At 33.3% G+C, this 20,132-nt stretch carries 15 protein-coding genes and 1 pseudogene; 3 read left to right on the top strand and 13 right to left on the bottom strand.

Features of this window, described 5'->3' with window-relative positions:
* Nucleotides 1-35 precede the first annotated feature (35 nt).
* The 4 genes from fabZ to rseP are packed head-to-tail and all read right to left on the bottom strand — an operon-like array spanning nucleotide 36 to nucleotide 4,489.
* Nucleotides 36-467: a 3-hydroxyacyl-ACP dehydratase FabZ gene (gene fabZ / locus OPS21_RS07240; RefSeq protein WP_006014455.1), complete on the bottom strand. Its 432-nt coding sequence runs from the start codon at nucleotides 465-467 to the stop codon at nucleotides 36-38.
* Nucleotides 468-471: 4 nt separating this feature from the next.
* On the bottom strand, nucleotides 472-1,032 hold the full coding sequence (locus OPS21_RS07235) for an OmpH family outer membrane protein (RefSeq protein ID WP_052264996.1): 561 nt from the start codon (nucleotides 1,030-1,032) through the stop codon (nucleotides 472-474).
* Entirely contained in the window at nucleotides 1,033-3,366 is a 2,334-nt protein-coding gene (gene bamA, locus OPS21_RS07230; protein ID WP_264336538.1) for an outer membrane protein assembly factor BamA, read from the bottom strand.
* Between the two features lie 7 nt (nucleotides 3,367-3,373).
* Nucleotides 3,374-4,489 carry an RIP metalloprotease RseP gene (rseP, locus tag OPS21_RS07225; RefSeq protein WP_264336539.1) on the bottom strand — a complete coding sequence of 372 codons (1,116 nt, stop codon included), beginning with the start codon at nucleotides 4,487-4,489 and terminating at the stop codon, nucleotides 3,374-3,376.
* A gap of 99 nt (nucleotides 4,490-4,588) precedes the next feature.
* Here rseP and OPS21_RS07220 point away from each other — a divergent pair, with 99 nt between their 5' ends.
* Nucleotides 4,589-4,855, top strand: a complete 267-nt coding sequence (locus tag OPS21_RS07220; RefSeq protein ID WP_010404229.1) for a succinate dehydrogenase assembly factor 2 — start codon at nucleotides 4,589-4,591, stop codon at nucleotides 4,853-4,855.
* On the opposite strand, the gene OPS21_RS07215 is transcribed toward OPS21_RS07220, so the two are convergent.
* From OPS21_RS07215 to OPS21_RS07205, 3 genes are read right to left on the bottom strand one after another with little or no spacing between them, the layout of a single operon-like run.
* The gene (locus OPS21_RS07215; RefSeq protein WP_010404232.1) at nucleotides 4,833-5,150 is read right to left on the bottom strand and encodes a cell division protein ZapA; all 318 of its coding nucleotides are present in this window, start codon (nucleotides 5,148-5,150) and stop codon (nucleotides 4,833-4,835) included. The genes OPS21_RS07220 and OPS21_RS07215 overlap by 23 nt on opposite strands.
* A gap of 43 nt (nucleotides 5,151-5,193) precedes the next feature.
* Nucleotides 5,194-5,472, bottom strand: a complete 279-nt coding sequence (locus tag OPS21_RS07210) for an HU family DNA-binding protein (RefSeq protein ID WP_006014469.1) — start codon at nucleotides 5,470-5,472, stop codon at nucleotides 5,194-5,196.
* Nucleotides 5,473-5,491: 19 nt separating this feature from the next.
* Complete coding sequence (locus tag OPS21_RS07205; protein WP_264336540.1) at nucleotides 5,492-7,144, bottom strand: 30S ribosomal protein S1; 1,653 nt, start codon at nucleotides 7,142-7,144, stop codon at nucleotides 5,492-5,494.
* Nucleotides 7,145-7,247: 103 nt separating this feature from the next.
* Between OPS21_RS07205 and trmB the strand changes: the two genes are divergently transcribed.
* Nucleotides 7,248-7,892, top strand: coding sequence for a tRNA (guanosine(46)-N7)-methyltransferase TrmB (gene trmB / locus OPS21_RS07200; RefSeq protein ID WP_063631013.1), 645 nt, complete (start codon nucleotides 7,248-7,250; stop codon nucleotides 7,890-7,892).
* A gap of 208 nt (nucleotides 7,893-8,100) precedes the next feature.
* Here trmB and OPS21_RS07195 read toward each other — a convergent pair whose 3' ends face one another.
* Together OPS21_RS07195 and terL are read right to left on the bottom strand one after the other, a co-directional pair.
* Nucleotides 8,101-8,622, bottom strand: coding sequence for a pyrimidine dimer DNA glycosylase/endonuclease V (locus OPS21_RS07195; RefSeq protein WP_006013204.1), 522 nt, complete (start codon nucleotides 8,620-8,622; stop codon nucleotides 8,101-8,103).
* Nucleotides 8,623-8,752: 130 nt separating this feature from the next.
* Complete coding sequence (terL, locus tag OPS21_RS07190) at nucleotides 8,753-10,150, bottom strand: phage terminase large subunit (protein WP_264336541.1); 1,398 nt, start codon at nucleotides 10,148-10,150, stop codon at nucleotides 8,753-8,755.
* A gap of 68 nt (nucleotides 10,151-10,218) precedes the next feature.
* On the opposite strand from terL, the gene OPS21_RS07185 reads away from it, so the two are divergent.
* On the top strand, nucleotides 10,219-11,361 hold the full coding sequence (locus OPS21_RS07185; RefSeq protein WP_264336542.1) for an alpha/beta hydrolase family protein: 1,143 nt from the start codon (nucleotides 10,219-10,221) through the stop codon (nucleotides 11,359-11,361).
* Nucleotides 11,362-11,650: 289 nt separating this feature from the next.
* Here the strand turns inward: OPS21_RS07185 and OPS21_RS07180 are convergent.
* The 4 genes and pseudogenes from OPS21_RS07180 to OPS21_RS07165 form a co-directional block, all read right to left on the bottom strand.
* Nucleotides 11,651-12,750: pseudogene (locus OPS21_RS07180) on the bottom strand (IS3 family transposase).
* A gap of 158 nt (nucleotides 12,751-12,908) precedes the next feature.
* The gene (locus OPS21_RS07175; RefSeq protein ID WP_264336543.1) at nucleotides 12,909-13,850 is read right to left on the bottom strand and encodes an IS110 family RNA-guided transposase; all 942 of its coding nucleotides are present in this window, start codon (nucleotides 13,848-13,850) and stop codon (nucleotides 12,909-12,911) included.
* Nucleotides 13,851-14,403: 553 nt separating this feature from the next.
* Nucleotides 14,404-15,729 carry a hypothetical protein gene (locus OPS21_RS07170; RefSeq protein WP_264336544.1) on the bottom strand — a complete coding sequence of 442 codons (1,326 nt, stop codon included), beginning with the start codon at nucleotides 15,727-15,729 and terminating at the stop codon, nucleotides 14,404-14,406.
* A 4-nt stretch (nucleotides 15,730-15,733) separates the two neighbouring features.
* A complete protein-coding gene (locus OPS21_RS07165; protein WP_264336545.1) occupies nucleotides 15,734-19,861 on the bottom strand; it encodes a collagen-like protein in 4,128 nt (1,375 codons plus the stop codon).
* Nucleotides 19,862-20,132: the final 271 nt, after the last annotated feature.

Genomic DNA, 20,132 nt, shown 5'->3' with positions numbered 1-20,132 from the left:
TACAGTGTACATACTGTTTCTTATAGATGAAGATTTTATTTATCTTGCAGTTTTGCTAAGATTGTTGCTCCTGCAACCTCTTCTTTTCCAACAGATGCAACACACTTAAATTTGTATACACCTAAACGCAAACCTTCAAAGTTAGATTGAAGAATTAAGGTATCTCCTGGAGTGACTGGCTTTCTGAATTTTGCGTTTTCAATGGACATAAAGTATACAACTTTATTTTCTACTGTTTTTTTACCGAGAACACATATAGCAGATGCCTGAGCTAAAGACTCAATTATCAAAACTCCTGGCATTATTGGATGGCCAGGAAAATGACCAATAAAAAATTGCTCGTTGAAAGTCACGTTTTTAATTGCTTTTATACTCATACCAGGATCGCATTCTATAACCCTATCTACTAAGAGAAAAGGATAAGAATGTGGTAGTATTTTTATAATATCATTGATATTACATTGCATAAGTCTATTCAATGTTTTGCAAAGCAAATTCGGGTATTTCCTTGTTTACATTTTTTAATACTACATCCGATAAATCTACTTCATCCATAGAGTATAAAACTTGATTCTTTTTTGAAATAAATAGTACCAAATCTATGTTGTTTTTTTCTGCTGTTTTTTTAGCAACTTCTTTTATCTTGTTAAAGACACTTTCTACTGCTTCTCTATAATTTTCTTCTAAATGTGACATTTTCTTAGCGTAATTATCCCTAACACTTACAGTATGCTTACTAAATTGTTCTGTCTTTTCTTTTTTTGCTTCTTCTGACAAAAGGTCAAATTCTTCTTTCGATGGCTTAAATTTTTCTAACTCATTTTCAAATTCCTTCTGTAATCTAGAATTCTGCTCCTTTATTTGTTGTTGTATATTTTGCAGAGCCAGAGATTCATTGATAACCTTATCACTATCAATAATGGCAGCCTTTGTATTAAGCGTGCTCTGAGGTTGATACCCTACAAACTTATACCCCACAAATAAGGAAATAATTAAGGCAATAACTGATGTAAATAACTGTATATATTTCATTTAAATCCCCGCTTCAATAGAAATTTTAACGTTTGTCGATGGTATTATGTCATAAGCTTCCTTTACTAAAGGAAACCCAAAATCTAATCTAATTCTACCAAAAGGAGAAGGCATTGAAAAGCCAAAACCTGGTGATACTCTTATAAGCTTACTATCGTAATATTTCCCACTATATCCCTTCTTTTCATCTAAACCAAAAAGTGTTGCATAGTCAACAAATAGTGAGCCTTTGATACCAGCATAGTCGTATAATTTAGATAGTGGAAAATCTACTTGCTGTGTTAAATTAAAATAAGTTTTGCCTCCCAATGAGCTTTGATTTTTGTCTTCTGCTCTTGGTCCAATGCCGGAAAGGTCAAATCCTCTAATCTCATTGCCACCTTTAAAGAAGTGCTGGCCAATGTTGAGCTCTTTATTAGTATAGGAAAAAATATGACCTGCTGCTACTTTAAAGCGCAATGTTATATCATCATCAATTTTGCTTAATATAGGGTGTGTATAAAAAGATAAGAATTCAGATTTTAGGAAATTTACATTTCCCCATAATCCTGAAATATCCTGACTTAAACGCAATAAATATCCCTCTTTAGGAGTATAGAGGTTATCCAGTTTATTGTACGCTAACGTGTATCCCACTGATGAAACCTGATACTCACCTTCTTGATCTCTTATTATCTCAGAGATATCCTCATCTTTTCCACCCTTATTGTCCATGTGTATGTGATTATACTTATAAGAATATTGAAAGGAATTGGTTAGATTTTCTGAGATTTTATATGATACTTTTGCTATTCCTCCCCAGTTGCAGGTATCGAAAGTAGTGTTTGGTTTGTCTTGTTTTTCATAAAAAATACTCATGCCTAGTGAAGTATCAGAATCGTTAAAATTATTTTCAACAGCGTCTATACTAGTAGAAAGAACATATTGACTTTTTTCAAGAGCAAAAGATACCTCTTTACCACTACCAAATAAATTACGATCTGTGAAATCGGTTTTAACAAATACTCCACCAGGAAGAGACATGCCACCTGTTAAAGATAACGAGGCAGTTCTTTTTTCTTTGACATTTAAATCAAGATTTACTGTATTTTCATCCACTATATAACTATTTATTTTTACTGTTTCAAAAAAATCGCTATATATAAGTTTTCTACGTGATTTTTGAATCTCAGATGTGTTATATGCGTCGCCTTCTGCCATGCTAAGTTTTCTTCTAATTACTTTATCTAAAGTGCGGTCATTGCCATCAATGGTAATTTGGTTTATATAAATCTTTTTACCTGGTAGCACTTTGTAAGTTACATCCACAATATTGTTATGTTGTGTATATTCTGGATTAACTTTTGCAAATATATATCCTTTTTCGTTTAAATGTTTACTTATTTTTTCTGCTGTATTGTTAATTTTAACTCTATTAAATATTTGATTATTTTCCTCTTTGATAAATTCTAATATTTCTTCCCTTAAACTTAAATCCTGAATCTCAGTTTCAATATCAACTTCATTATTTCCAAATAAGTATTGCTGCTTTTCATCAATCAAAAAAGTTAACTCTATTTGGTTGTTATTATCAACCTCAACAATTGGTTGGATATTATTTTGAATATATCCCTTAGATGAATAGAAGCGATCAAGCAGTTCTGTATTAATCAGTAGATATTGAGGTGAATAATGAGTTCCGCTTTTAAAAATGGCTCTAAATAACTTACTAAATATATCATTGCTATGCCTTTTGATAACTTGCTCTAGCTCATTTGCTGAAAAGTTTTTATTACCTATGAATCGTAAACCCTTAATTTTAGACGTTCTTCCTTCTTTTATCTTAAAAATTAGGTTTATCCTATTGCTACCAAGCTTATCTAGCTCATATGCAATTTTAACACCAATTTTACCACTGTTCCTATAAAGAGTAGCTAGATTTATTAAATCGTTTTGTAATTTTGTTTCAGTGAAAATAGTTAGTGATTTTGACTGGATAACGTTATTTAGCAACTCTTTACTGTTAAATAACTTATTGCCTTTCAATATTACTTTGTTAATCAATGGATTCTCATGAATTTTTACTACTAAGTTTTTTTCATCATCGATATAGGCGTTAATACTAGCAAATAACTTTGTTTTATATAAATCTTTTATAACTGAATCTACATCATCATCATTTATATGACTACCTGGTTCTAATTTTGTATAAAACCTTATTGTTTGATCACTTACTCGCTCATTGCCAATATACTTAATATTTTTTATCTGTACTTTTTCTTTATTTTCTAGAGCAACAAGTAGAGTGGGAAAAGAAATAAGTATTATTATTAGTATGTGAAATAACTTTTTCATATGTATCTTAAAAAAGATGCCTAATATCATTTGTGATTGCAACTGCCATCAACAAAAACAGTATGGTAGCACCAAAAGTGACTGCATATTTTTGATATTTCAAACTCAAATCTCTACGTATAACTGCTTCTATAATATAATGAAATAAATGCCCACCATCTAGTAGTGGTATTGGCAGCAAGTTAATTGCAGCTAAATTAGCTGAAATAATTGCCATAAAATATAGAACCATAATAAGTCCCTTTTTAGCTGATTGCCCTGAATATTTTGCAATTTTTATTGGCCCACCTATTTCATTTATACTCCTTTTACCAACAACAATTTGAAAGAGTGCTTTGATTGTTAAACACATAGTGAGGTAGGTTTCATTCACTGATAGGCTAGCAGCTCCAAGAAAAGATGACTGTTTTAACCCTATCATATTAATTGAGGTAATTCCTATAGTTTTTCTTTCTATTATGTTACCAAAGACATCTCTATCCTCAACTATAAACGGAGTTAGAATAGTTCTGTACTCTTCGTTATTTCTGCTATACTTAATTTCTATTCTTGTTTCAGGGTTGGACATTATCACGCGTGAAATATCTTCAAAGTATTTTATTTTGTACTCATTGATCTGTGTAATAGTGTCACCTGGTAATAGGCCAGCTTGCTTTGCTGCACTTTCTTCAATTACATTACCAATTACTGGTGGAGTACGATAATAACCTGCCACGCTGAAAAATATTGTGAAAGCTATAACGGTAAATATCATGTTTGCAAAAGGCCCTGCAAAAACTATTGCTGCTTTTTGATATCGAGGTTTTGTATGGAATGAGTATAATTTTTCTTCTTCAGTTAATTTTTGTTGATCAACAGGAACGCTTGCTGCATTAGTATCCCCTAACATTTTAACGTAGCCACCCAATGGAAAGGCACTTAATTTCCACCTAGTTCCAGACTTGTCGTTAAAACCAAAAATTTCAGGACCAAAGCCTATAGAAAAAGATTCAACTTTAACCTTGCATGCTTTAGCGACAATATAATGCCCACATTCATGCACGAATACTATGATAGAAATTATTAAAGAAAACGATAAAAAATAATATATTCCAGCGCTAAGTTGATGAGAAATTAATTCCACCTATGTTTTAAATCTTAATCAAACGTTGAGTATATTAAAATGCGCCTTGCTTGACAAGTATTTAGTTTAGTCTTTAAATTAAAAAAAAGTTTAATGACAATGATAGATATCTCCTTATTAAGAAGAAAACTGATGTATAGGAGTTGGCATAGGGGTTGTAAAGAAACTGATATACTTTTAGGGCATTTTGCATTGAAATATCTTGATAAATTTTCCTTAAGTGAACTAATTGAATACGAAAAAATAGTTGATCTTGATGATTGCGAATTATATTGTTACATAACTCGTAAGAAACTTCTCCCCCCTGATTTGAGTAGTGAGGTAGTCGATTTGATTGCTTGCTTTAATCACTTATGCACCCAATAATCTTGTTTACCCTATCTAATACTTCAGCATATTCTACTCTTTTTTCCTCCCTATACTTTTTGCATTCTTGATTTATTTCGTCTAATCGCTTTGTTAATTCTAAAATTTTGTCTTCGAGAGTCAATGCTGCAAGTAAGAAATTTAATGCATCTGAGCCCTTACCTCCAGTTCTTTGAGATATGGAGCTAACTAGCTTGTTGAAGCTATTAGCAAGTTGTAATAAATGGTCCTTCTTTTTACTTTCGCAAGATATTTTATATGTGTTATTATGTATAACTATTTCTACTACTTGCATATGATGCTATATTGTACAACTTTCAAATCTACAATATAGATTTTCATTCATTTATCAAGAGGGATAACTTTTTACTGCTACGAAAATAAGTTTTAAAGTATTGATGTTTTGCAACCTTCTGTGACGTCAAATTACTTGCTTCTTTCAAGTTATAGCTTCTAATTGAAAAAGAACCAAACCCCCTGATTTCAACTCTATTATGATATTTCAACGTGTTTGAAAACACTTGAAAAAAAATATCAACTATGGCTGCTATAATGACCTTATCTAACAAAAGGTGTTTTTTTGCCACTCTTGCTGTTATATCAGATTTCGTTGCCATTTATATGAAGCACAAGAAGTTATTTGGCAGATAATATTATATTATATTTTTCAACACCTACTACTTCAACTTGTATTTTTTCTGATATAGAAAACTTTTTATTTTCTGGTAAATGCTCTTGATCTACTAAAAGGGTTACATTGTTCTCAACCTCAACGATTAGACCATTTTCCTCTCTCTTACTTACAGTAACCTGAATTTTATCCCCTACTTTAACTTTCTCTATCAGTTCTTCAAGAGGATCATACTCTATTTGCTTTACTCCAAGATAAATTCTTGTCCGATCTACGTTAGCCCTTATCACTTTTGCTTCTATTTCATCACCTACATTATACTTTTTTATCTCATCTGAATTGTTTTTCGACCAACTTAGATTTTGCATATAAATTGTTCCTTCTACGTCCTCAGATATCTCAGAATTATCAAAAGTCACAGATATTTGTGAACCATTGTTGCTTTTAACTTTACCAGAAACAATAGAACCAAGAGGATATTTATCAATAAATACTTGCCAAGGATTCTCTACGCACCTTTTTGTGCTTAAACTCATCTTATTTTTAATAATGTCAATACCGAGAATTTTTACATCCACTTCTTGTCCTATTGTTACAAAACTACTGATTGGTAAATTATTCTTGCTCCAAGTTATTTCTGATGAGTGTACCAAACCCGCAATCCCAGGTTTAATCTCAACAATGAATCCACAATCTTTTATACCCGTTACACATCCTTTGTGTACGCTGTTAATTGGACATTTTGACTCTAGATCTTGCCAAGGATTGTCTCCTAATTGTTTTACACCCAGGGAGATTTTTCCATTTTCTCTATCTATTTTTATAATTTTAGTTTTTATATGCTGACCATAAGAAAAAATTGCAGATGGATGACTTACATTACTCCAAGAGATATCTGTAATATGTAGCAGCCCATCTATAACTCCCACTGTATCTGATTCATGAATGCCAACAAATGCACCGTAGTGAGTGATGCTTTTTATTTTGCCTTCTACTACATCACCTTCATTTAAAGATTCTAAAAACTTAATTTTTTCACCAGCATGCAATTTCTCTAATACCAGCTTTCTTGATACTACAATATTCCCCTGCTTCTTATCCATTTTAAGCACGATGAATTTTTGTTCAGTTTCAATAAGGTGATTAGCATCTTTTATTTGCTTCAAATCCACATGACTCAGCGGTAAAAACGCACTTATTCCATCACCAAGATCAACAATAAAACCGCATTTAATTGAGCGTTTAATGATTCCTGTTACTTCATCTTTTGTAACTGCGCTTTCTTCCAATTTATTCCATTTTTCGTCTCTGATTGCTTTCTCACGACTAAGAACAACATTACCATGGTAATCTTCAATTCTTTCAACATAAACTCTAATTTTCGAGCCAACAGTGATATCATCATTACAACTGAGCTCCTTAATCAGAATTCTTCCGTCTGACTTTAAACCAACATCAACCACAATATCATTAGAATTTCTTCTTGTGATTATACCTTCTACCACATCTCCTTCTTTGATTTTGTTAGCAAAAGAATCTTCACAAAAGTCATTGTCTTGATTATCAAATTGATCTTGAAATATCTCTTCTATGAACCTATTTGATGATAGCCTCTTGATAGCAACTGTACTTTCCATACCTTTTAATTTTAACTTCATTAGAAATCATATATTATATAATATTAATAATTAGTGACAAGTAAATTCTCATTAATTCATTTCGAGAATTGTTTAAGCTATAAAAGATTAAGTTATGTAAGATATGTTATCTAGGAATAATAATTGGATTAGGTCATTTTCCAGAAGATCTAGGTTGAAGTTGAATGTTTTGGAGAAGTATTCTATTAAAAACAGCAAGGAATCTATAAAAAAGATCGTAGACTTACAAAAAAGAATACGAGTAGAAATAGGTTTCGGTAATGGTGAAAATATGCTCCATCAGGCATTCAATGAATCTGATCTATTATTTATAGGATGTGAGCCTTATTTAAAGGGGGTCTCTTCCTTGCTAAAAAGCATAGAAGCACACAGCATAAAAAATATTTTAATATGGACAGAAGATGCAAGAGAATTAATTGTCAATTTTCCTGACCACAGTGTTGAAAAATTCTTTATTCTCTTTCCAGATCCATGGCCAAAAAGAAGTCACAACAAAAGACGGTTAATTAATACGGAATTTTTAAATTTATTAGCAAAAAAAATACTTGTCACAGGTGAAATATTTATTGCAACTGATCATCAGGATTATGCAGAGTGGATAGAGTTACATATAAAGCAGTGTAATTTTTTAACCTATAAGGAAGATAGTTTTGCAAATTATACCCCAACAAAATACCACAGAAAAGCGCTAGAATATCAGCGTAAAATAAAGTTTTTTAAAGTAAATGTTATATCTAAACTGACTTAGATTTACCTCTGCTTGTTAGTACAGATGTGTACATGACACTCTATAGTGCAAGTAGCCTACCATATACTGGGAATAACAGTTTACTGAATTCTTTAATCTCACAAATAGAAAGATCAATAAACTTGATAAACATCAACATTATCAGCCAGCATTGCTTTTGCAACTTCAATTCTACCTTTTTTATGATCGGTTTGGATAATTTTATAACCTATAGCATTTTGTCTAGCAACCAATCTGGTGCTTCTCTACCTTTTTCCCACTTAGCAAATCTCATCTTTTCTTTTAGGTAATATTCTCTATATGCTTCTATTGGGTTACTACATTTATATCGATCAGGTAACGCTTGTGTAAAAGCTTGTATATCAGCTGATCGAAATATTAGCAAATCCTTGTTATTATCGCACCAATCTATAACTTCTTCGGATTTATGCGTTCTTTTGTATCGCAAGCTATATTCTATACACAATTCTTTTCCATGTTTTATTAACCAATCAAAGTTTCCTTTTGATTGTCTAGCCCATAAAGAACAAGGATGGTTTTTGTGAGTAAGTTTATATGGAACTTCTATATTCTGGTTTGTAATGCTGACTAAAGGATTTGGCTCTTTTAATGCTATTGAAAAAACACTGCTAAGCAATTGAGCAGTTTCTAGCGGCATTTTTACTATGTGCTTATCGCATAACATTTGTGCTGCAGTTACAGGATTTTCGTCTAATATAAAGATATTCATCTAAGCACCCAGAGATAGAATTTTTGCGTAGTATTTATTTCAATAAACCCTAAAATATCATTTAGAAAATGGATAAGTTAAATAAGCTCAGTTAAAAAAATTATACACAATTCCGAGGAACCTTTTCAAGCTACAATGAACGTATAGCTACCACTCTAGCAATATTGTTTCTCACCCACTGAAGATATTGCACGGTACTGTCTACTTGATCGTCGTGACGGGTTTCTGGAAACATTAAAATCTCATACTCAAAGTCGCTAAGCCATACTGCTTGGTTAGGGAGAAAAACCCGCTCAGATTCTATAATTGGGACAATTCGGTGAAATCGAGTTAATTTGTCATCATGTGGTACTATTTGAATAATAGGTAAATCACTGTTTTTCCTGAGCTCCTGAACCAATTGCTGACCGCTTGCTTTTGCTTCGATTAAAATTGCGTGTGGCTTCCACCTTGCAGCCAGCGATAGAACTTTCTCTTTAAGTTTTGGATATTCAAGTTTTGCGCGATATACATCGAGTAAATAGAATGTATTATCTACTTTTGTCCAGGTAGTGCAGACACTAAAGTCACTTGTATTGTTTATTGAAATTGCAGTATCCCAACTTTGTGTTACATGCAAGAGGCTATCAGGAAAATTTTTATAGCGCTTCAACCACTCTCGTTTAATTATACCACTTGAAAGTGGTAGAGGGTTTTGTTGGTATTGAGCAGCAAAACCATAACTCCCAAGTTCAGCTTTTATCATCTCAATTTCTTCTTTTCCTTCAGTTAGGGAATACAACAATTGACCTTCTTTTCTTGAGTATATTTCCTGTTCATGCTCTGGAATATGATTATTAACTGAATAAATAATCTCCTTATCTTCAGCTATTATTGGTAAACAGACATGATGCCATATGTTTCTTGGTTTACAGAGGAGGTGACCAGTTAAATCTTCTAAATGGAGTCTGTGCATCACAAGAACGATAACTCCTTTTTTTCTGTCGTTGAGCCTGGTTACTAAAGCCTGATCAAACCAGTTTGCAGCACGCTTTCTAAATGTTTCGCTCAAAGCTTGTGCGGGACTTAGTGGATCATCCACGATAATGAAATCTCCACCTTCACCGGTTAATGTTCCCCCAACTGATGTTGCAATTCGACATCCTCTTTGCACTGTTTGAAATTTATATTTAGTGTTTTGATCTTTGCATAATTCTACTTTCGGAAATAGCTCTCTATACCAATCAGATTGCATTATGCACCTTGTATCGAGTGAGTGCTTTTCGCTAAGCAACCGAGAATAACTTGCAACTATTATTCTTGCAGTTGGCTGATTTCCAAGTATCCATGCGGGCCATGCAACACTTACACAAATGGACTTCATTGAACGCGGCGGCATATTGAATATTATTCTTCTTGCTTCACCAGCGCTTGCTGCTTCAAGCCTGTCTGCTATGACTTTTATATATTGATAATCATTATACTCACATCCCGGCACTACCGTTTGAAAGCATAATTCAATGAATTTGAGAAGGTTTATATTGTTCATAAATTAAGGTTTGTTGATTTTTTTAAGATTTTGTTGTGTAATTAAACCAGCATAGTGAGAGTTAAAATATGAAAGAAATAAGAGAGCAAACTGAGAGAGAATTTATAAAAACTCAAAACGGGATGAAAATAGAGACAATTACGCTTCTTGGTAAAAATCAAAACAATAATCAAGGTGAAAAACATCTGATATACTTTATTGGTGGAAATAGAGCGTTAAGCCCTGGTAAAGATTATTCCCAAAATTGGAATTGGGCCACAGAGCAAGGGATAACTGTACATCTTTTTAATTATCCTGGACTTGGTTTAAGTAAAAATAACTCATTGATACGTAGCAATAGAGTTAAATCTGGTGTAGCAGTTGTAACTAACTTATTGGAAAAAGGTATAAAGCCAGATGATATCATATTGTTTGGAGACTGCCTTGGTGGACATGTAGCTGCAGAGGTTCATAAAAATTTTAAGGGTAAGGATATACATTTAAGATGTATCGTTAGCAATGCCGCTAGTTCACTTAAACAAGCGTCTCTTTATTACTTTGGTTTTATGGCAAAGTTAAAAATTTTTCTTGCTCCGATAATCAGATTGGTACTGAAGATTTTTGGCTGCCACTGGAAGACATATAAAATCGTAAATTCAATTACTCCTTATACAATGTACTTTAATCGAGAGGGAGATAAAACGATAAAACAGCCAGCGCAACTTGCAACAGAAATAGAAAAAATAGATCAAAGCGGTAGAAGAAAAGATTACCAAAAAAAAGAAGTATTTGAAGGATTTGAGGAATATGAAGAATTTTTCAAGCAGCATATAATATTAAGAAAAAATGATGAGTGTATTGATTCGAAAAAAGCTGATAAAGATATACATAAATTGCCAATTACGTGTTTAAAGTCTTCCAACAAAACTGATTACACTTTTCCTGAGTTGATTAGTTTATATATTTATATTACAGATGAATATTTTTCTAAATATGGCTCATTAAATAATGAAGAGAAGATTAAAGCATTTAAAGAAAGTAAATTTTATAAAGATTTTTCAAGCTGCAAAAATTCAAAGGACTTTTTGCATAATTACATGAAGAAGCAAGAGCGTCCTTCGATGTCATTTCAGCATGTGATAATAGAATCTGGGGAAAAAAGACCTTTCTTAACAAGTCAAAGAAGGCTAGTTGCTCTTAACTTGACGCGTATGCTTTCTTCAATATTTTAGCCATCTGTATCTGTTCAGATGCATGCAAATATTGAAACCAGTGTTTCTTTTCTTATCATCCGAGTACTGGGATCCAGAAGAATTAATTGTGAACAAATAGCTATACGATATTTTCAATGAAGTTACAAAAAAGCTGGATTCCACACTGGAATGACACCGTCATAAACTGCTAGGTCTTTATAATGCACCCATTTGTCTAGACCATTTTTTTCAAAGTGATCCGATTTTTAAAATGAATATGTTGATAAATACGTCGACACACATTTAAAGTATTTATCAATATATTCATTTACTGTTTATGATAATAAAGATCAGCAGGAACTTTATAATGTAGAGTCTGATGTCGCCTTTTATAGTTATACCAACCAACAAAATCGTTTATTATAAGATTCAAATCTCTGATACTATTTGGTCTATAATAATATATAGCTTCTTGCTTTAAAGTTCTCCATAAACGCTCAACAAATATATTGTCGAAGCAACGTCCTTTATGATCCATACTAATTTTAATATTAGCACGCTCTAATTCCATAATAAAGTTGTAGCTAGTAAACTGCACTCCTTGATCACTATTAAAAATCTCAGGTTTACCTTGTTTTAGAGCTTCTTTGAGAGTATAAAGGCAAAATCCAGCATCGAGATATGGTGATAATGAATGAGCAATAATATAGCGACTATACAAGTCCATTATTGCCACAAAATAGACAAACTTACCTTCTACCATAATATATAGTAGCCCATACCTGATTAACTCTACAAATAATCAAATCTTTGAGTAAATAAGGATATATTTTATGCTTTTTTTCTTTAATACTTGTATTACATCTTTTTCTACAATACAGCCCACTAATCTTCATTTTTTTCATAATTCTTAAGATTTTTTTGTGATTGACTACTACTCCACTCGCTATGATTTCAGCAGTAATTTTACGATATCCATAACGGCAATCAGAAGCCAAATATACTTCTTGAATCAAATTTCACTTTCGTTATTAATTATATGCCTATAATATAGGCTAGATCTGCAAATCCCCAGTAAATCAGCCTGTTTCCTAATTGATAGATCAGAATCTTTTTCTATAAACCTTACTCTATCTTTTTTGCTTATTTCAGTAATTTTTTTTTCAAATAACTATTTTCCACTGTCAATTCTCCTATTACTTTATGTAAACTTTCTATTTCTTGCGCTAAGATTCTTTGTTTTCTCGCACTTTCACTTTCTTCAACAAATAGGTCTTTTAACCTTGCCAATACTCTATCACGCCAATCATATAGATTTGTTGATGGTATTTTATATTCACTACATATCTCAGATGTGCTTTTTTGATTTTTTATTGCTTCCAAAGCTATCTTTGCTTTTAACTCTGGTTCATATTTTTTTGTTGCCATACTTTTACCCCTTTACCTTCCTACTCGGATCAACCATTTTTTTTTGGTCTAGTTTATGGGGTGCATTATACTTCATAATGTCACCCCGGCCCTCATGATGTCATTCCAGTGTCCTCTTTCTCTTGTCATCCCAGTACTTGATACTGGGACCTACCGTCTTAAGCATCAAGATAAAAATTGTTGTTTTTTATCATGGCATTTAAACAAACGACGATTTTTCTCATCACAGCAACTAATGCAACCTTAGTGGCTTTACCAGAGTCAACCAAACGCTGGTAAAGTGCTTTCATTTTCCTATTATGACGAATAGCAACCACGGCAGACATGTATAATGCTTTTCGAGCATAAAATCTGCCACCTATGATTTGAGCTTTACTCACTTTCCTTCCGCTTTCATTGGTTTTTGGTGCAACTCCAATTAGACAAGCTATTTCCTTATTATCTAGCCTGCCAAGCTCAGGTACCTCTATGAGTAGGATACTTGCTATTTTTCGTCCAACACCTTTATAGCTAGTTAGCAGTTTGCTTTTTTCCTTCAAATCAGGGTCAGAGTTTATTATACCTTCTATATCCTGTCTAATTTGCTCTAATTGTTTTTTGGCAAATTCTACCTGTTTTTCTATATATTCCCTAGCTTTCCCTGTAACCTTATGTAAACGACACATATTTGCGTGAACATCGTCGTTTAGGTTGCGCTCAACTGCCCTTAATTCTTTTAGTTCTTCTTGCTTTTGTGAAACTATGTATTCTACTACCTCATCATTTTTCGTGATAAATTCGGCATACTTTTCTAGCAATTTTGCATCTGATTTGTCTGTTTTTGCAAAGTGGTTGCAGGCTTTTGCGAACGCATATACCCGGTTTGGGTGAGCTCTATGAACAGCTATGTTATGTTCTCGCAACAATTTTATGACAAGTTTTTCGTAACCGCCTGTTGATTCTACTGCACATAACTTAACAAATATATTGTTAGTCATTCTTGATCTTATAAACTCAGATATAGCCCTTTCTTCATTCTCTATACGCTGATGTTTATTGTCGATTGAGATATCAAGTGTTTTTTTTGAAACATCAATACCCATAAAAACTATTCTAGCCATTTTTATACCTATAAATATAATCAAATAATAACGTAAATGCTATACAGGGTTGTAATTCGATCTTTTAGATCCTTCTACCGTTCGTACTACATTATTTTAAGCTAGGAGTGTACTAAGGTCCCTACGATTTTTACCAATCAACCCAGTTGACAGTATCACTCCTTGCTTGTCATAGTCTTGCGACTTTGATTTAATATACAACCCAGAAGACTCAGGTAATAAGAACTAGATTCCAGCGTCACGCGCTGGAATGACACCGTCATAAACTGCTAGGCCTTCATAATGTCATCCCAGTACTGGGATCCAACTAAATTGGTGAACACTTTACAGCATTTTTGATAGAAAGAACTAGATGCCAGTGTCAAGCACTGACCCATTTTTTCCTTAAGTTTTTGCAGCTTGTGTTCTATTACAAAACCACTGCGGTACTAACGAGTGGCAAAATGGTAGCGAATCTAAACTAAAAAGAATACATTTTTACACTGCTTGAAAGTCTACTCGATTCAATTTTAAAAACAATTATTGAAACAATTATAATATACTTTGTGCGTGGTTAAGATAGCTCTGGAATAGTATAAAGAACTATGTCATCATTGAAGAGAAACTCATCTGTTGCTGTGTACTCTTTATTAATTTTATAAGAATCATAAACATCGTAATCTGCTTTTGTATGGTAATCACAATATTGAAACTTACCCTCTTTATTAAAAACGCCAAATTGATCAATTAATGTAGCCATTTTCTTACCTTTTCCACTTTTTGTTAATTCAAATACATCAGCTGGGCAGTGGCCTGAAGAATCTTGATTAGTAGTTCCTTTTGCAATAAAAAAAGATGGTTTATCGTTAAGTAACTTGCAGAAATTTGGCTTATATTCCTTTTTCATACAGTTTAAACTTATATATTGATATTTATCTGGAATATTTGAGTATTGAGAATCGTATTTTTTATGTTCAAAAAACTCATTACCTAAGAAATTACAAAACGTTAATTGATAATCATCATTACTACTGGACTTGACTACTTTAAGATAATGAAAGTCTCTAGGAATTTTTATCTCTTCTTCTGTAACGTGATTATGTATGACCAATTGGTCATCAAGCATGCAGTAACCTATTTTTGGTAAAGTAGCTACAAGCTTACCGTTTAACATGATATCTGCTTGATAGATATTATCCGACAATTCTTTTCCCTTTTGCAAAGTAAAATTCTGCCATGCCTTAGCTGGTGCACTGCATTGCTCAGTTTTAGTTAAGTTTTTTATTATTGTTGATATCTCACTAATTTCTAATATATCATGTTCATTTTTTGTGTATTGATACTTATAGCAACTACCATCTTCACATACTGGAAGACATTTTCCTTCTTCATCTGATATATAGATATAATCACCTTCTATTGTAAAATAAAGTCCACCTTTTTCTTCTTGAATTTTTTGTAGTACTGGGTCATTTTCATCGTTAAAATTGATAAAATTGAGTACTCCAGTTATATCTCTACCAGACAATTTGAGGCCAAAGTTAGGACTATCTTTTATGTTGTAAAGCGAAATCAAGATAGGTTTTGATTCAAGCTTTTCTATAATATTGTTTCTATTTGTACTTATTATAGCTTCTTGTTCTACAATAAGATCCTCTTTAATAGAGTTTCCACTTTCATCAGATCTTTCTGCCTGCAGGGGTAAGTTTCCTTCATATAAAGATATTTTATCTCCCTGCTTCTTTAACTTTAAACCATTAATATTCTCTACTTTAATTGTACCAATATGTGAATTGATAACCTTACTATTTTTGTTTAATATATAATATTCAGCAGGAAGTTTAATCAATTTTTTATAGAGCGGATTTTTATCCTCTATTTTAAATATATGTTTTTCCATGATATTACCTTAAATAACCAACAACTTGCTGATTAATGGCACTTAGGCTACTAGGAGGAGAGACATAACTCATAAAACTCCTTGGCTGCTCATTATCTGCCACTATTTTTTCAGTATTAACGAAAGCTCTTTGCTGCTCATTTAATCTTTTTTCCATATGATCTTTGAAAGTAGCCAAACATTTACTAGTTTGTTTGTAATCAGGTAATGATTTTTTCGCAGCTACACATAAGAGCTTCAACAACTCATTATGATTTTCATCATTAGATAATGACTTATTGATAATGGTTGACTGCAGTTCTACTGGATTAAAATTTAGACTTTTCTTTGAAATGCCGCATTTCACAGCTGTTTCTCCTAATACTTCTTCAAATTTTTTTACAATATCTACTGCATCTATTATTTTTGTCACTCGATTAAGCTCCTCTATTTCATTTTTTACTTTATATTCGTCCTGTCCTACCGCAGGGTAAAAGAAATTTATTACTTGAGATATAAATGAAGTTGGTCTGCTTGCTCCGCTTGTCACTGATGATTTTTTAGTTTCCCTCCTTCTTCTGCGTGCACTACAAACTTGATCTGCAGGATTTGTTGTACAAAACATATCTCTTACGCTACTATGCAATGCTTCCGCATTTTCTGCAGATTGAAGTGCTTGATCAGCAGAATCTTCAGCTTCTCCTGTAAGATTCACTGTTTGATTGTGTAGTATTTTAACCTTATCTTCCGTATCTTTAGCTTGTTTGGCAAAACCTTCTGAAGCATTTTTAGCTGCCTCTGCTGCTTTTTTAGCATCCAGAGTTTCATTTTTTGCTTTTCTTATCTCACGTAAAAACTGATCAGCTAATGTAGCACCTATTCCATCTTCTCCCTTGGAACCTGGCAATCCATTCGCACCTGGAGCTCCGGTATCTCCTTTTGGACCTTGTGGACCTGGCATACCCTTAAGACCAGATCTACCAACTTGACCTTTAGGTCCTTGCAAACCTATCTCTCCCTTAGGTCCTTGCAACCCATTCGCACCTGGTTCTCCTTTGTCACCTTTAGAACCTATCTCTCCTTTCTCACCCATATCACCTTTTATTCCCATGGCTCCGTCTAATCCTTTAGGACCAATATCTCCCTTTGTTCCATCTATACCTGGCTCACCTTTTATGCCTTTAGGACCAATATCTCCTTTTAATCCGTCTATACCGGGTTCACCCTTGTTGCCTGTAAGACCTTGTGTACCATTGAAGCCTCTTAGACCTGGCTCTCCCTTAGGACCTTCTGGACCTTGCAATCCATTTGCACCTGGTTCTCCTTTCTCACCCATATCACCTTTTATTCCCATGGCTCCATCTAATCCTTTAGGACCAATATCTCCTTTTTCTCCCTTTGGACCTTGGACTTCTCCTGGATTTTTCCTTAGTTCTTCTGCAATGCTTTGTGTTAGCTCGGTATTATTTGCAAGGTTTTCTACTAATGTATGATTAGCATCACTTAGTAACACATCTGCTAGCTCTTCCATTCTGTTATCAGCTAATGCAATGGCTATTCCTGTTTGAATATCTTGATTACTAATAATTCTTCCTGCAACTTGCTTCTCTAATACTAAATCTCCGCCTTGGTCACGATATTCAAGCACCTGATTAGCAATAGTGCCATTATTAATTAATTTTTGTGCAACTTCTTCAGGACTTGCATCTCTACCTTTATCACCTTTAGACCCAGTATCTCCTTTGTCACCTTTAGAACCTATCTCTCCTTTCTCACCCATATCACCTTTTATTCCCATGGCTCCGTCTAATCCTTTAGGACCAATATCTCCCTTTGTTCCATTTATACCTGGCTCTCCTTTTATGCCTGGCTCTCCCTTAGGACCTTGTGCACCTGGCAATCCATCTGTTCCAGTATCTCCTTTATCACCTTTAGAACCAGTATCTCCTTTGGGACCTTTTATCTTTCCTGGATTTTGTCTCAACTCTTCTGCTATTCCTTCACGTAAGACTGGATCATTTACCAGCACTTTTTTATCTTGATCATCTTTTGCTTCTAGTACTGCTCTTCCTAATTCACCTACTTTTTTAGTGTCAAAGAACTGATGAACAATATTTTCAACTATTGTTTTTGCTGCATTCACATCGCCTTTTAATTTGGCATACTCAAGCAAATACTCAACTAATTTTTCCTTGTCTATTTCTTGCTTCACGATTTCTAGAGCCTTTGCCTGCTTATTTAAATCACTATGAAGCAGAAGATACTTAGCAAGTGCCCAATCGCTCACCTTACCTTTTATAAGATTGTGAGCTTCTATCTCGCTCATACTGCTTCTATCAACAAGTAGTTTAGCAAGCTTTTCTGCAAATTTTTCATATTTTTGGAAGGCTATAGGATCGGGATTATTTTTCTTTGTGGCATCGCTTGTTATCTTACTCACAGTATCTTTTATAATGTTTTTTGCTTCCTCTAAAGAAAGTTTACTTACTACTCCTTCAGTAAGTTTTGCTACATCAATTTTATTCACAAGTTCCTGCGAATTAAGATTAATTTTACCGGCAATCTGAGTTGCAAGATTTTCACCTTTGATACCATTTGCGTTAAGAACTGCTTCTCCTAGCTCAGCTTTTTTACTGGTAACTAATTCAGTTGCAATTTCTATAGCACTTGAGGCATCTCCCTTCTCACCTTTTGAGCCAGTATTTCCTTTAGAACCTTCTGGACCAGGAAAACCTCGGTCACCCTTATTACCTTTGGAACCTTGTTCGCCCTTTAACCCCCGTTCACCGTTACGACCTGGTTCACCCTTTTGGCCTGGAGGACCTTGTATGCCCTTAACTAACGCTTTTAAAGAATCTTCTCGCTTTACACGCTCACCAAAAAAATGTGCTATTCTTTCTGAAAATCCCATAGAATTACGCTGATCTTCTTCCATTATAGCTGCTGCTAAAGGATATAGATGGGCTCTGTTAGAAGAAAATTCGGTAACAACTTGATTAATACTTGGAGTTATTCCATTAGTGCCTTGATTCCCTTTTTCTCCTTTAGGTCCTTGATCGCCTTTTGATCCATGCGCACCTGACGATCCAGTATCCCCCTTGTTACCTTGAGGACCAGGCGCTCCATCGAAGCCTCTATCACCTTTTTGTCCCCTTTCACCTGGCTCACCTTTAGGACCTTGTACACCAGTACGTTCTAATCTGTCTATTCTGCGTTTTAAAAGTTCAATTTCTGTTTCTAAATTTATATGTTCTTGAATATTCAAATCAACCTCCAAAAAGTTATCAAAATTTTCTAAGTTATAATAATAAGGATATGGACCTGGTCTATTGTCGTTCTCATACCCAAAAGAATTAGGGTTAAAATTATAAAAATTTTTGCATGTGCTATTTTCATACGATATGCAACCAACATAACTATTGCCTAACTTTTTTACTGCGAAATAGGTATCTTGTGCTTTCAAGCTCTCCATTTCATGAAAAGGGAATAACTCGAATGTATTGCTTATACGAGTAAATGCTGAAAGGATATCATTCAATATGCCAACTTTTCCACCAGTTAAATTATATACCTGAGCGCTCCTATATAATTTGTATATATTTCTTGATTCTTTAAACAAATAGTCTCCTATTTTTATTTTGAGTCTTTTATCAGGTGAACTTTTAAGATCTTCCAAAATAAGACTGACATTTTCGCTACTAATTATGTCTTTTGGATCTATTAAAACCTTCCTGTTTTCTAGCAGTTCATAATAAATACTACAGCTTTCACGATTATATGCGTTAACATAGAAACCATCTGTGTAACCATGAGGTATACGATCAATAGTATCTATCATAGTATTTTTGCCATCATAGTAATAATAATAAGGTTGATCAGAGGTAGTAACTAAAGCGAATTTGTAATCATTTCCTACCCTTTCTAGCTTTAATTGTGGCCATTCAGATAAGTCGTTTAGTATACTTGCCACGTCATGCTTCAAATCCCAAATTTGAAAACTCAGGCCAATATTGTTGTCGATGATAATGTAAGATACACTAGGCAGGCTAAATGTTGTTTTGTTATTTAATCTTATTTGTGCAGGTACCCTACGACCAATTCTATTATTACAATCGTTTTGTGGAATATCTTCTTTTTCTAGTTTAAAACGCATCTCCACCTCCCTTTGCGATTAGATATAGTTAATTTATGGGTATTAATTATTGATTAATAATGATGATAAGTAAATATGATTATGCTTTATACTAATTTACTTATAAACTAATTTGTGAAAGAAAGTTATTTTTTGACAACTGAGCACAAAAATGCTTTATATTATCCAATTTCTTACTACTATAGCTCTTTCATCTGATAGATGATGTCGTTCCAGTTCTTCCATAATCTCGCTGGAAACGTTTTCAGTATAGGAATAAATTCTATTAATC

This window comes from Wolbachia endosymbiont (group B) of Chorthippus parallelus, from assembly GCF_947251815.1.
Lineage (GTDB): Bacteria > Pseudomonadota > Alphaproteobacteria > Rickettsiales > Anaplasmataceae > Wolbachia.
Note: the sequence above shows the minus strand (reverse complement) of the source record. Positions and strands in the feature narration are given on the sequence as shown.

Excerpts from the sequence above, each read along its gene's own strand:
- fabZ (WP_006014455.1), bottom strand. The coding sequence starts at position 467 with ATGCAATGTAATATCAATGATATTATAAAAATACTACCACATTCTTAT.
- OPS21_RS07235 (WP_052264996.1), bottom strand. The coding sequence starts at position 1,032 with ATGAAATATATACAGTTATTTACATCAGTTATTGCCTTAATTATTTCC.
- bamA (WP_264336538.1), bottom strand. The coding sequence starts at position 3,366 with ATGAAAAAGTTATTTCACATACTAATAATAATACTTATTTCTTTTCCC.
- OPS21_RS07220 (WP_010404229.1), top strand. The coding sequence starts at position 4,589 with ATGATAGATATCTCCTTATTAAGAAGAAAACTGATGTATAGGAGTTGG.
- OPS21_RS07215 (WP_010404232.1), bottom strand. The coding sequence starts at position 5,150 with ATGCAAGTAGTAGAAATAGTTATACATAATAACACATATAAAATATCT.
- OPS21_RS07210 (WP_006014469.1), bottom strand. The coding sequence starts at position 5,472 with ATGGCAACGAAATCTGATATAACAGCAAGAGTGGCAAAAAAACACCTT.
- OPS21_RS07205 (WP_264336540.1), bottom strand. The coding sequence starts at position 7,144 with ATGAAGTTAAAATTAAAAGGTATGGAAAGTACAGTTGCTATCAAGAGG.
- trmB (WP_063631013.1), top strand. The coding sequence starts at position 7,248 with ATGTTATCTAGGAATAATAATTGGATTAGGTCATTTTCCAGAAGATCT.
- OPS21_RS07195 (WP_006013204.1), bottom strand. The coding sequence starts at position 8,622 with ATGAATATCTTTATATTAGACGAAAATCCTGTAACTGCAGCACAAATG.
- terL (WP_264336541.1), bottom strand. The coding sequence starts at position 10,150 with ATGAACAATATAAACCTTCTCAAATTCATTGAATTATGCTTTCAAACG.
- OPS21_RS07185 (WP_264336542.1), top strand. The coding sequence starts at position 10,219 with ATGAAAGAAATAAGAGAGCAAACTGAGAGAGAATTTATAAAAACTCAA.
- OPS21_RS07175 (WP_264336543.1), bottom strand. The coding sequence starts at position 13,850 with ATGGCTAGAATAGTTTTTATGGGTATTGATGTTTCAAAAAAAACACTT.
- OPS21_RS07170 (WP_264336544.1), bottom strand. The coding sequence starts at position 15,729 with ATGGAAAAACATATATTTAAAATAGAGGATAAAAATCCGCTCTATAAA.
- OPS21_RS07165 (WP_264336545.1), bottom strand. The coding sequence starts at position 19,861 with ATGCGTTTTAAACTAGAAAAAGAAGATATTCCACAAAACGATTGTAAT.